This is a genomic window from Mesorhizobium sp. M0898 (assembly GCF_040319695.1).
Lineage (GTDB): Bacteria > Pseudomonadota > Alphaproteobacteria > Rhizobiales > Rhizobiaceae > Mesorhizobium.
Genome location: NZ_JAMYOE010000005.1, coordinates 109,861 through 121,655, shown reverse-complemented (window position 1 = coordinate 121,655; position 11,795 = coordinate 109,861). Strand labels below are relative to the sequence as shown.

Annotated in this window: 11 protein-coding genes; 5 read left to right on the top strand and 6 right to left on the bottom strand. The window is 63.6% G+C overall.

Going from position 1 to position 11,795, the window contains the following annotated elements; all coding sequences use genetic code 11:
• Window positions 1-35: 35 nt before the first annotated feature.
• Complete coding sequence (locus NKH90_RS09330) at window positions 36-182, top strand: hypothetical protein (protein ID WP_352452379.1); 147 nt, start codon at window positions 36-38, stop codon at window positions 180-182.
• Window positions 183-233: 51 nt separating this feature from the next.
• On the opposite strand, the gene NKH90_RS09325 is transcribed toward NKH90_RS09330, so the two are convergent.
• From NKH90_RS09325 to NKH90_RS09300, 6 genes are all read right to left on the bottom strand, one after another.
• Complete coding sequence (locus tag NKH90_RS09325) at window positions 234-1,070, bottom strand: GNAT family N-acetyltransferase (RefSeq protein ID WP_352819060.1); 837 nt, start codon at window positions 1,068-1,070, stop codon at window positions 234-236.
• Between the two features lie 5 nt (window positions 1,071-1,075).
• Window positions 1,076-1,816 carry an aspartate/glutamate racemase family protein gene (locus tag NKH90_RS09320; RefSeq protein ID WP_352819058.1) on the bottom strand — a complete coding sequence of 247 codons (741 nt, stop codon included), beginning with the start codon at window positions 1,814-1,816 and terminating at the stop codon, window positions 1,076-1,078.
• 2 nt (window positions 1,817-1,818) lie between these two features.
• Window positions 1,819-2,637, bottom strand: a complete 819-nt coding sequence (locus tag NKH90_RS09315) for an ABC transporter permease (RefSeq protein ID WP_352819055.1) — start codon at window positions 2,635-2,637, stop codon at window positions 1,819-1,821.
• Between the two features lie 4 nt (window positions 2,638-2,641).
• Entirely contained in the window at window positions 2,642-3,553 is a 912-nt protein-coding gene (locus tag NKH90_RS09310) for an ABC transporter permease (protein WP_352612193.1), read from the bottom strand.
• 197 nt (window positions 3,554-3,750) lie between these two features.
• Window positions 3,751-5,040, bottom strand: coding sequence for an ABC transporter substrate-binding protein (locus NKH90_RS09305; protein ID WP_352472208.1), 1,290 nt, complete (start codon window positions 5,038-5,040; stop codon window positions 3,751-3,753).
• Between the two features lie 36 nt (window positions 5,041-5,076).
• Complete coding sequence (locus tag NKH90_RS09300) at window positions 5,077-6,165, bottom strand: ABC transporter ATP-binding protein (RefSeq protein ID WP_352819053.1); 1,089 nt, start codon at window positions 6,163-6,165, stop codon at window positions 5,077-5,079.
• Window positions 6,166-6,423: 258 nt separating this feature from the next.
• Between NKH90_RS09300 and NKH90_RS09295 the strand changes: the two genes are divergently transcribed.
• From NKH90_RS09295 to NKH90_RS09280, 4 genes are all read left to right on the top strand, one after another.
• The gene (locus tag NKH90_RS09295) at window positions 6,424-7,137 is read left to right on the top strand and encodes a GntR family transcriptional regulator (protein ID WP_352819051.1); all 714 of its coding nucleotides are present in this window, start codon (window positions 6,424-6,426) and stop codon (window positions 7,135-7,137) included.
• A 339-nt stretch (window positions 7,138-7,476) separates the two neighbouring features.
• A complete protein-coding gene (locus NKH90_RS09290) occupies window positions 7,477-9,564 on the top strand; it encodes a di-heme oxidoredictase family protein (RefSeq protein ID WP_352819049.1) in 2,088 nt (695 codons plus the stop codon).
• On the top strand, window positions 9,561-10,991 hold the full coding sequence (locus tag NKH90_RS09285) for a putative sulfate exporter family transporter (RefSeq protein WP_352819046.1): 1,431 nt from the start codon (window positions 9,561-9,563) through the stop codon (window positions 10,989-10,991). Before NKH90_RS09290 ends, NKH90_RS09285 begins: the two co-directional genes overlap by 4 nt.
• 36 nt (window positions 10,992-11,027) lie before the next feature.
• Window positions 11,028-11,750: a phosphoadenylyl-sulfate reductase gene (locus NKH90_RS09280; protein WP_352819044.1), complete on the top strand. Its 723-nt coding sequence runs from the start codon at window positions 11,028-11,030 to the stop codon at window positions 11,748-11,750.
• Window positions 11,751-11,795: the final 45 nt, after the last annotated feature.

The following is an 11,795-nucleotide window of genomic DNA, read 5'->3' as shown; positions in this document are numbered from 1 at the left end:
TAGACTCGCCCACACCATGTTGTTAACGACAGCGGATGAAGCAGAACTATCTTTATCTCATCATCGGCGCTTTGGCCGTCGCCGTTATTGCGTTGGGGATTTACGTTTATCGCGAGGAGACTAGGCCGAAAGGCGTGGAACTTCGCATCGACGATTCCGGCATTTCAGTTCAGGAAAAATAGACCGCGTAGTCCTGTTGCCCGACTTTGCACTGGAAGTCGGCTTGTACCGCCTCACCCCAACTCCAACGTCGTTATCGCAAAAACTCCGGACTGCACGAGCTGCGGCGCCTTTCCCTTGTACATCCGAGCCGTCTCGAAGCCCGGTTGAAGGCCTGCGGACGACAGCAAGTCTGCAAATTGCCGGCTGGTTTCGGGAACGTCGAGATGGACGTTTCCGGGACCGGACATGTGCGCGAGCGCGGCGAAGAGATGGCTTGCCGCGTCCAGGCTGTCGGCAAAGAGCGGGCCGATCTTGCAGCCGTCCCGGCATTGGCGCGCGACGCCGTATCCCGCAATGGCGCCGTGCTCGAGGATCGCAAGCGCCATATGCGGCGGGCGCAGCCAGTGTTCCAGGAAGGATCGCCTCGGACCGGGAAAGAAGCGGCGGTCATAGTCCAGTATGTCCGGCACGAGTTCCGGCCCTATGGCGCGAATGTCGTTGCCGACGGCTGCCGGCACATTCGGTGCCCCCATGAACCGGATCGTCCGGTAGGCCGGTGCAAAACCCATGCTGCGGTAGTTGGCCTGCTGTTCGACGACACCGTCGAGGCCGATCGTGCGCTTGCCGAGCCGCGCCGTGCCGGCATCCCAAACGACCTTGCCATGGCCTTGGCCACGCTTGTCCGGCCGGCAGATGTAGAGGCCGATGAAGCCGAAACCGTCGCCATAGGCAACGGCCGAAATGCCGGCCGCCATCTCGCCATCGATAAAGGCGCCGATGAAGCCCTGCGGGTCGGCTGCCTGAAACAGCGCGGCATCGTTAAGGCCGGGATTCCAGCCTTCCGTCGCCGCCCAATCGACAAGGGTTTGCACTTCTTCACGTGCGAGCGTTCGGATCGTTCGGGGCATTGCGATCACTCGGCGGCGCCAGGCGCGAAGGATTTTAAGGCGCCATGATAGGGCTTTGCCAGAGGGCTTGCATAGGCGCCGCGCTTGGATGTCGTCAGGCCAAGGGCGATCAATGCCTCGGCCTGTTTCACGGCAGCGCCCACGCCGTCGATGACCGGAAGCCCGAATTCCCGCTGCAGCGCCGCCGCCAGATCGGCCATGCCGGCACAGCCGAGCACGATCGCCTCGGCGCGATCCTCGTCGATGGCGCGCGCAATCTCGCTGCGCAGCCTGAGCAGTGCGTCGGACGCCGGATCTTCGAGGGCAAGAACCGGGATGTCGGCGGCGCGTACGCGTGCCCGCCCCACCATGCCATAGCGCTGCACCAGGCCTTCGACCGGCACGCGCGAACGTCCGGTGGTGGTGACGACGGTGAAGCGCTGGGCGATGAACGAGGCCGTGCTGAGCGATGCCTCGCAAATGCCGATGACCGGAATGTTGGCCATGGCGCGCGCGGCATCGAGGCCGGTGTCGTCGAAACAGGCAATGATCGCGGCTTGCGCGCCCGAGCGTTCGCCGGCGGCGATCTCGACCAGCAGGCCGGGCACGGCAAGTGCTTCATCGTAATAGCCTTCGATCGATACAGGTCCCATCGACGAGGTGACGGCAATGATCTTCGTCGATTGAGCAGCGACCGATCGGGCCGCCGCTGCGATAGTGCCGGTCATGCTGGCCGTGGTGTTTGGATTGACGACGAGGATCTGCACTGTCAGGCACGCTCGCGGCGGCGGCCGACATAGACGATTGCGCCGAGCGTCAGCAGGATCACCAGGAAGGAAAACACGGTCGTCACGGTGCCCAGCGCATAGAGCACCGGCGTCGTGACATTCGTCGTCATGCCGTAGATTTCGAGCGGCAACGTGTTGAACGTGCCCGAGGTCATCAGCGTGCGGGCGAACTCGTCATATGACAGAGTGAAGCCGAACAGGCCGACGCCGATCAGGCTGGGCGCAATCATCGGCAGCACGACATGGGCAAAGGTCTGCCACGACGATGCTCCGAGATCGCGCGCGGCTTCCTCATAGGCTGGCGAGAACCGGTTGAAGACAGCAAACATAATCAGCACGCCGAAAGGCAAGGTCCAGGTCAGATGGGCGCCGAAAGCGGAGGTGTACCAGGCGGGGCGGAAGCCGATCTGCTGGAAGACGACGCCGATGCCGAGACTGATGATGATCGACGGCACGACCAGGCTGGCGACGGCCAGATAGAACAGTGCGGTTGCGCCGCGAAATTTCTGCCGGAAGGCCAGGCCGGCGAGCAGCGACACGGCGACAGTGACGACCATCACCATCAGGCCAAGGACGAGCGAGCGTTTGAAGCTGCCGCCGAAGTCGCCGACCGCCTGGCGCTCGAACAAATTGGCGAACCAGTGCAGCGACACGCCGTTCAGCGGAAATGTCAGACCGCCGTTCTCGCCCTGGAAAGAGAGGATCAGGATCGCCGAAAGCGGGCCGTAGAGGAACAACACGAAAAGACCGAAGAACGCCGCCAACACATAGAATTCGAGGGTGCGCTTGTGCTGGCTCATCGCCTCACAGCTCCTTGCGGATGTCGACGATGCGCAGGATGCCCGCGACCATCAGCAGCACCAGCACCAAGAGCACGACGGCGTTGGCGGCGGCTGCCGGATATTGCAGCAGCGACATCTGGTTCTTCATCATCAGCGCGACGGAGGCGCTCTGCCCGCCGGACATCACCTGCACCGTCGAGAAGTCGGCCATCACCAGGGTGACGACGAAAATGGTGCCGATCGCCATGCCGGGCTTGGCGAGCGGAATGACGACGTTCCACAGAACCTGCCAGCCGGAAGCACCGGCGTCGCGCGCGGCTTCTATCAACGACTTGTCGATGCGCATCAGCGTGTTGAAGATCGGCGTCACCATGAACAGCGTATAGAGATGCACCATGGCCAGCACCACGGCGAATTCGGAATAGAGCAGCCATTCGATCGGCTTCGGGATCAGCCCCATTTGCACCAGCGTCGAGTTGACCAGGCCATTGCGGCCAAGCACCGGAATCCACGAGATCATGCGGATGATGTTAGAGGTCAGGAACGGCACCGTGCAGACAAGGAACAGCACCATCTGCATGGCCGTGGTCCTGATATGGAAGGCAAGGAAATAGGCGACCCAGAAACCGATGAACAGCGTCAGCGCCCAGACGATGGCGGCGTATTTCAGCGTATTCAGGTAGGTTTTCCAGGTGACCCAGGAGCCGAGCGTGTCGGAATAATTGGTGGTCAGGAAATCCGGATACATCGCCGCGAAATCGTAATCCCAGAATGAGACCACGGCGATCATCAGAATTGGCAGCAGGAGGAACGCGCCGAGGATCAGCGCCAGCGGTGCCGCCTGGAGATAGGGGGCGACTCCGGCAAAGGAGCGCCTACGTCTGGCAGGCTTTGCAGACGTAACGTGCGTGGATTGTTCGAGCGCTACTGCCATCTATATCTCGGTCGAAGTCGGCGATGCGACTGAGGGGTGTTCCCTTCTCCCCCTGTGGGAGAAGGTGGCCGAGCGAAGCTCGGTCGGATGAGGGGTGTTCCAGCTTGGCACCAACAGTGCTCCGTCCAGCACCCCTCAACCGTCTTGGCGCTGCGCGCCAATCCACCTTCTCCCACAAGGGGAGAAGGCAGAGGGCATCAAGCAGCGATGAACTCGTTCCAGCGCTTCACCATGTAGCGGTCCTCGTCCATGACCGAGTTCCAGCAGGCGACCTTGCCCATGCGCTCTTCGAACGAGCCGCCGTCACGCACGGCGCCAGCCTTTTCCATGACCTTGCCGTCCGGCGACAGGATATCGCCCTTTGCCGGCTTGCCTTCGATCCAGTAGCCCCACTCGTCCTCGGACATGAACTTCTTGGCCGACACCATGTTGGCCGAGTAATAGCCCTGGCGGTTGAGATAGCCGCCAACCCAGCCGGACGTGTACCAGTTGATGTATTCATAGGCGGCATCGAGTTCGGCGCCGGAGAGATGGGCTGCCAGGCCAAGCCCGCCACCCCAGGACCGGTAGCCTTCCTTGAGCGGCTGGAACCGGCACGCGATGCCCTTGGAGCGGACCGCGGCCACGGCCGGCGACCACATCGACTGGATTACGACTTCGCCTGAAGCCATCAGGTTGACGCTCTCGTCGAAGGATTTCCAGAAGGCGCGGAACTGGCCGGCTTGCTTGGCCTTGATCAGGAAGTCGATCGTCTTGTCGATCTCCTCCTTGGTCATGTTGCCCTTGTCGGCGTATTTGATGTTGCCCGTTGCCTCCATGATCATCGCCGCATCCATGATGCCGATCGACGGGATGTTGAGGATGGCGGTCTTGCCCTTGAAGGCCGGATCCATGATGTCGGCCCAGGTGGTGATATCGCGGCCGACGAGGTCGGGGCGGATGCCGAGCGTATCGGCATTGTAGATCGTCGGCACCATGGTGAACCAGTTGGTCGGCGCCTTGGCGAAGACCTTGCTGTCCTGCGCCTCGACGTAACCGACGGTATGCGGCGCGGTGCCCTGGGCAATGACGCTGTCCGGCGTCAGCTTGCCGGTTTTGAACAGCGGCACCAGCTCGTCGTAATATTTCAGCTTGCTGACATCCATCGGCTGCAGGACGCCTGTCGGGAACACCTTCTTGCAGATCCAGTATTCGATGTCGGCGATGTCGTAGCTGTCGGGCTGCGTCACGGCGCGCTGCGCGGCGGCGTCGGAATCGGTTGCTGTCATCTCCAGCGTGATGCCGAGGTCGGCCTTGCACTTGTCGGCGATGGCATTGAGGTTGGATACGCCGGTGCCGAACTGGCGCAGCGTAATGTTCGATTGCGCCCAGATGGTCGGAAAGCCAGATATGGCGCCGGAACCGGCGGCGAAACCGACGGCGGCGGCACCTGTCTTGAGCAGCGAACGTCGCGATATTCCAGTCTTCTTGTCGGTGGTGTTGGTCATGTTCAGTTCCCCTGTTTTGGTTGGTTATGCTGGATTTCAGGAATCGAGACGGCCAAGGACGATCGCGTCCTCGGCGTCCCAGGCGATCGGCACTGCGTCGCCGACGGCAACCGGCCTGGCGAAGAAGCTGGTGTCGTCGACGATCACCGTGAAATCTTCGATGCCGGCGCCATTGACCAAGAGCTTCACGGTCGAACCGCGGTACTCGATGTTTGAAACGATGCCAGTGAAGCCGAGCCCGGCTGCCGGCGGCTCGCCGATGCGCACGTGGTCGGTGCGAATGGCGATGTCGATGGGTTCCCCGGTCTCCCTGCCCTGCCCGCTGGCGGCGAGCGTGACGCCGACGGGCACATCGAAAACGACCATGCCGTCGCGACTGCCGGCGACGCGCCCGGAGATGACATTGTGGTCGCCCATGAAACGAGCGACGAAGGCCGTGGCCGGCCGCTCGAACACCGTGCGAGGGTGCGCCGCCTGCTCGATACGGCCGTCGTTCATCACCACGATCAGGTCGGCCAGCGCCATCGCCTCTTCCTGGCTGTGGGTGACGTGGACGAAAGTGATGCCGAGCGACGTCTGCAGCTTCTTCAGTTCGGCTCGCATGCGGATCTTCAGGAAAGGATCGAGCGCCGAAAGCGGTTCGTCGAGCAACAGCGCCTCGGGATCGGTGATTAAGGCGCGCGCAAGGGCAACGCGCTGCTGCTGCCCGCCGGAAAGCTGCGCCGGGCGGCGGCTGGCATAGGCCTCCATCTGCATCAGCTTCAGCATGTCGAGCGCCTTGGCGCGGCGCTCCTCCTTGCCGACGCCTTTCATCTTCAGGCTGAAGGCGACGTTGTCGATCAGGTCGAGATGCGGAAACAGTGCGTAGGACTGGAACATCATGGCAGTGCCGCGCCTGGCCGGCGGCAGGTCGGTGACCACTGTGTTGCCGAGACGCACGTCGCCACTCGATATGCTCTCGTGCCCGGCGATCATGCGCAGCGTCGAGGTCTTGCCACAGCCGGACGGACCGAGCAGGCAGCAATAGGTTCCCGCAGGGATTTTCAGGCTGATGCCTTCGACGGCAGTCGTCGCGCCATAGACTTTCGAAACGGACACAATGTCGATTTCGGCGGCTTTGGACATCCAGCTTCCCCTTTGGTCGGATTAGCCAAAGCATCATGCGTGCCAGTTGCGCGCCGCCGCACCAACTGACTGAATCCTCGAAGAAATCAGGGCTGCCTCTATGTAGCTGCCGACACGTCGCCCTTGTGCGATGCACAAATTATAGGCGATTGCCGCCGATCTTCGCAAAGATCGTATGCAATCTTTTTCATCTCTGTATTCACTTTGTCTCTCGTCCAAGCGATGCGATTCAGGGTAGAAGAACGCAGGACCACTGCCATGAACATTGCCGACCAGACCTTCCCTGCTATCGAGGCCGCCAACGAGGATCGCGCGCAGGCGATCCGCGACCAGTTGCGCGACGCGATCGTCGATCGCCGGCTGGCGCCGGGAACAAAGCTTTCCGAAGGCGAAGTCGGCACGCTGTTCGATGTCAGCCGCACCGTGGCGCGTGCCGCACTGCAGATGCTTTCCTTCGAGGGATTGGTGCGCACCGAGCGCAATCGCGGCGCCTTCGTCGCCAATCCGTCGCCGGAGGAAGCGCGGCAGGTTTTTGCTTCGCGCCGGCTCATCGAACCAGGCATCGCGATCGCCGCCGCCGGACGGATAACGCCGGCGCATGTCGCCGCGTTCAAGGCCCAGCTCGACGAAGAAGGCCGTTTCATCGCCGAACGCGGACCGAACGCAAGGCGATCGGAGATCAAGGCGTCGGGGGATTTTCACCTGCTTCTGGCGTCGGTCGCGGGAAACGTCATCCTGCAGCGCTTCATGGAGGAATTGGTCGCTCGTTCATCGCTGGTGATCGCACTCTATGGCCGCTCGGGCATCTCGAGCTGCGGCCACAACGAACACACGCAGATCCTCGAGGCGCTGGAAAATGGCAATGCCGAACGCGCCAGCGCGCTGATGCTGCACCACATCGACCATATCGAGGCCGACCTCGATTTGCGCGTCAGGAGCGGCCCGGCACTCAGGCAGGCGCTCGAGTTCTGAAAATTTGCCGTTCGCGGCAACCTCGCCATGCCCATAATCACCTTTGCCCGACAAGCGCTTGCCTTGCGAAGCGCGCGCGGCCGCACGCCTTCCCCCAAAGCGCAAGATACGGCCGGCGGTTGAGGTGCCGTACACGATACGTAAGTGCACCCGCTCAATGATTGCGTCGAGATAAGCGTCACATGCTCGGGGCCGCATGTAGACGCATCGAGGTATCGAGCCGGGGATGTCGCAATGCGCAAGGGCCTTGCCGCGGTGCTTATGGATTTCGTCAAAACTCGTCGGTCGCGAGGAAGCTGCGCCTCGCTGGACCTTTCGTTTGGCCGGATTATCTCCGGAATGACAGCGGTGTCTTTCAGCTTGCTGCCGACGGTGGGCTTCACCAGCGATCACATCTCCGCCTGGCGCCTGGGCGCCCGTATCGTCGCCGTCGGGCTGCCGGGCGTGGCCGGCGTGCGCGAGGTGGGGCGTTTTCATAATGGCGGACCGATACCGGGAAATCCGGAATTCCTGCTGACCACGCGCGAAGGACGTGTGCTCGATCCGCTTAGGGTTCTGGTCGCGGTAGGCAGCAATTTCGGCGCGCCACCAGGCGATCTCGTATTCAAACCTGGCGCGATCCTGTCAATCGATCCGCGCGGCGACAAATCGGGCACGATCCTGGTTCCGCAGGATCTCACCGACCAAGATCTAGCCGACTATGGCGGAGCGAGCCCAGTCCAGCTCTACACGGCGCAGAGCGAGCCATTCCTCAACCGGCGCTACAATGGCCAGGCTCGAACGGCGCGGCTGGCGGCGGCATCCGGACCGCGCTACATCTCGATCAACAACGCCTTTGGAAGGCCCTGGATCGCCAACGCGCCGAACGGATTGGCCGGCGAAGGCAGCGTCACCGTCGTCGACCCCGACGGAGCCCCGCTCGACAATGCGCCAAGCCGCGAGGCCGGCGGCGTGTTCGCCGGCCGGTCTACCGATCGCAAACAAGCGCAGATCGCTCAACCCACTGGATGGCTGGCGAGCGGCTGGCTGGCCAACGGATGGCTGGCGAAGCGGCTGAACTACCGGGCAAGCGGCCAACTGACGCCCGGCGGGCTGCAGACCGGCGCGCTCGGAACGGCGTTTCTCGGCCCGTCACCGGACGGCAGCGGATTTGCCGTGTTCGCTGCGGTCACTGCGGACGGCAGCGTGGTCCAGGTCCATGTCCAGGACGGTGTCGACGGCCTAGCCGGCCCTGGCACGGTGAGCACGGGCCGCAACAGCGGCGACGATCCCGGCGTCATCGGCATTGCCTTCAAGTGGAATCCGGACCGTGTTCTCTACATCGCCGACCCCGGCCGCGACCGGCTGGTGCTGCTGAAACTGCAAGACGACCGGCGGCATTTCACGGTCGCCGGGGCTGGCATGGTCTCGCTGCCGGAATTCGATCGTCCAGTCGACATCGCCGCCGCTGTCCCCGAGATCGCCAATCCGCACTTTTCGAGCCATACGACGCTTGCCGGGGGGTCGGACCTGTTCGTCGCCAATCGCGGCGACGGCTCGCTGCTGCGCATAAGCCAGGACGGCCGGCTTCTCGCACGAGCGACGATCGACATCCCTGGCCTTGGGCCTCTCGGCGGCGATCGCCTGCGAGCCATCGGAACGTCGGCGGACGCGCAGCGGATCTGGATAACGATAGGCGGCGAGCTTCCCGGATTTCCCGGCCGCGACGGAGCGCTGCTCGAGGTTCCTGCTTTTGACGAGCACGGCGTGTCGGCGACGGCCCAGCAGACGCAAAATGCTGCCGCCAACCCCGATCTCGCCGCTCGCGGAAGGGAGCTGTTTCAGACCGATTTCACGCCGCGGACCGGTCTTGGACCATTGTTCAATGCGACGTCCTGCCTGTCCTGTCATCCCGGCCCCGGCGGTGCGAGCGCGGATGAGAACCGTTTCGCGCGCAGGATAGCCCATATGGATCCGGGATCCGGGCGCACGGTCCCGATCGATCATCCCAACAGCCCGGTCGCCCGGCGCTACATGCTGCGCGATGGTGCCGGCATCGCGGCTGAACCGGCTGCACTGCCGCAGCAGGCCAATGTCATCTCGCTGCGCATGCCGCCCAGCCTCTACGGCGTCGCTGGCATAGACGACATACCCGACAGCGTCATCGAGGCGCAGGCAGTCAGCAAAGGCGACGGGATCAAGGGCCGCCCGCACTATGTCCTCGATGCCAACGGCGCGACGCGCGTCGGCCGCTATGGCTGGAAGGCCGACATTGCGGTCCTCGAAGAGATGGTCGCCGACGCTTTCACCAGGGAGCTCGGCATCACCAGCGTCGTCTCCGGCCACAGCGGGACGGACACGCAACCCGTCGAACAAGGGTCCGGAGAGATCGAGGCGGTGGCTGCCTATCTGCGAACGCTCACCCCGGCCGAGGAGGCCAGGCGATGAGCATCGCCCTGACGTTTTCGCATGCGCCGGAACAAGCGCACTCGATCTTGCCCGGTATAGCCGTGGCGGCCGCGCTCGCCCTTGCGGGCGGCTGGATTGCCGGCGGATTGGGCGAGCCGCTGTCGCGCAATCCGGTCCTCGTCGCCATGCTCTTCGGGCTGCTGATCGGCAACAGCTTTGCCTGCCCCGACGTCCTGCGCCCGGGGCTCGACTTCACCAAGCGCTACCTGTTGCGCCTGGCGGTCGTCCTTGTCGGCTTCCGCATCACGACGCGACTGTTCCTCGATCTCGGGCTGATGCCGCTCGCGGTGGCGGCCATCGAACTGATCCTGGTCGCGGCTTTGCTCTACGCCATCGCACGTAGGCTGTTCAGGCTGGAGGCCGAGATCGCGTTGCTGGTCGCGGTCGGAAGCGCCGTCTGCGGCGCAGCCGCCATTCTCTCAGTGGCTGCGCTGATGCGCGCACGCGACCAGAGCGCCGGGGTTGCGATCGCCCTGATCACGCTCAGCGGCACCGCGGCGCTGCTCGTCTATCCCGTGATGTTCCTGGGCGGCTGGCTGCCGCATCTCGACGACCGGCTCTACGGCGTGTTCGTCGGCGCGAGCATCTTCGAACTGGCGCAGGTCTACGGCGCCTCCTTCGCAGTCTCGGACGGGGCGCTGAACACCGCTACCCTCGTCAAGCTCAGCAAGGTGCTGATGCTCATCCCGCTTCTGCTGGCCATCGGCACGTTCTTTCGCGGCCGCAAGAGCGCGCCCGGAGCAACGCCGATCCCGTTCCCGTGGTTCATCGTCGCCTTCATCGGCGTGGTGATGCTCAATTCGCAAATCACGCTCGATCCGCAACTGCGCCGCGGCATTCTCGACGTCGACCAGTTCCTGTTCCTGATGGTGATGGTCGCGCTCGGGGTCACCACACGCATCGGCCGTCTCGGCGAAGCCGGCGGTGCGTGGCGCCTGATCGGCCTCGGCTCCAGCGGAGTGCTTTTGTCGGCAACCCTGGCCTATGGCGCACTGATCCCGTTCTCGGCCGGCTTCCTGGCCTCGCCGTCGGTCTCGAGCGAAAGCGCAATGCTGGCCAGCGATGGCGGAAGGCTCTTCGCTTCGGTCGGCTGCGCCAAATGCCATGTGCCGGCGCTGGCGGGCACAAACGGCGAAGTCAGGCTCTACTCGGACCTTTTGCTGCACGACATGGGATCGGCGCTCGACGACAAGATCATCCAGGGTAACGCCATCGGCGCCGAATGGCGGACAACGCCGCTGGTCGGCATCCGCCTGCGCCAGCGCTTCCTACATGACGGCCGCGCGACCACACTGCGCGATGCAGTGTTCGCGCATGGCGGCACGGCGCAGATCGTCCGCGACCGCTTCTTCGGCCTGGACGAGGCCGACCGCCAGGCGATCCTCGATTTCGTGAGCAGACTATGAACCGGCCGCGTCACGCCAAAACCGGACCGAATCGCCATGCATGAAGGCATCATCGCGGAGCTGAACCATCTCGACGGACCCGAGCTGCTGGCGCCACTCGTCACCGACTTGTTCCGCGGAAAGGTAGCGCTCGTCTCCTCATTTGGCGCGGAATCTGCGGTGTTGCTGCACATGGCCGCATCGATCGACAGGTCGCTCCCCATCGTCACGCTCGATACCGGAAAGCTGTTTGCGGAAACGGTCGCCTATCGTGCGCAATTGACGGCCTTGCTCGGCCTCACCGACGTGCGCATCGTCACGCCCCGGGCAAATGTCCTGCGGGTGCTCGACGGCTCTGGATCGCTGCACCGCAGCGATCCGGACCGGTGCTGCCACATCCGCAAGGTGCTGCCGCTCGAGAAGGCCCTGAGCGGTTTCAAGGCCTGGATTTCCGGCCGCAAGCGCTATCATGGCGGAGTTCGCACGGATGTTGCGACGCTGGAAGAAACTGACGGACGCCTGAAGATCGAGCCGCTCGCCCGCTTCACCCGGCAGCAGATCGAGGTCTATCTCGACCATCATCGCCTCCCCCGGCATCCGCTCATCGAAAAAGGCTATTTCTCGATCGGTTGTGCGCCCTGCACCGTCGCGTGCGGCAGTGCGGACAATCCGCGCGCGGGCCGCTGGAGCGGATTGTCGAAAACAGAGTGCGGGATCCACCGGTCGCCCATCCCCTCGCACAATCCGGTCCCGTCCGCTTCCCGATTTCCGGTTGCGTAAGGCACCGAAGACCCGGGCGCCCAACAAGCCTTGAAAACTAGGCAC

What these genes read in the sequence shown, in the direction of transcription:
- NKH90_RS09330 (WP_352452379.1), top strand. Translation starts at nt 36, where the DNA reads ATGAAGCAGAACTATCTTTATCTCATCATCGGCGCTTTGGCCGTCGCC.
- NKH90_RS09325 (WP_352819060.1), bottom strand. Translation starts at nt 1,070, where the DNA reads ATGCCCCGAACGATCCGAACGCTCGCACGTGAAGAAGTGCAAACCCTT.
- NKH90_RS09315 (WP_352819055.1), bottom strand. Translation starts at nt 2,637, where the DNA reads ATGAGCCAGCACAAGCGCACCCTCGAATTCTATGTGTTGGCGGCGTTC.
- NKH90_RS09310 (WP_352612193.1), bottom strand. Translation starts at nt 3,553, where the DNA reads ATGGCAGTAGCGCTCGAACAATCCACGCACGTTACGTCTGCAAAGCCT.
- NKH90_RS09305 (WP_352472208.1), bottom strand. Translation starts at nt 5,040, where the DNA reads ATGACCAACACCACCGACAAGAAGACTGGAATATCGCGACGTTCGCTG.
- NKH90_RS09300 (WP_352819053.1), bottom strand. Translation starts at nt 6,165, where the DNA reads ATGTCCAAAGCCGCCGAAATCGACATTGTGTCCGTTTCGAAAGTCTAT.
- NKH90_RS09295 (WP_352819051.1), top strand. Translation starts at nt 6,424, where the DNA reads ATGAACATTGCCGACCAGACCTTCCCTGCTATCGAGGCCGCCAACGAG.
- NKH90_RS09290 (WP_352819049.1), top strand. Translation starts at nt 7,477, where the DNA reads ATGACAGCGGTGTCTTTCAGCTTGCTGCCGACGGTGGGCTTCACCAGC.
- NKH90_RS09285 (WP_352819046.1), top strand. Translation starts at nt 9,561, where the DNA reads ATGAGCATCGCCCTGACGTTTTCGCATGCGCCGGAACAAGCGCACTCG.
- NKH90_RS09280 (WP_352819044.1), top strand. Translation starts at nt 11,028, where the DNA reads ATGCATGAAGGCATCATCGCGGAGCTGAACCATCTCGACGGACCCGAG.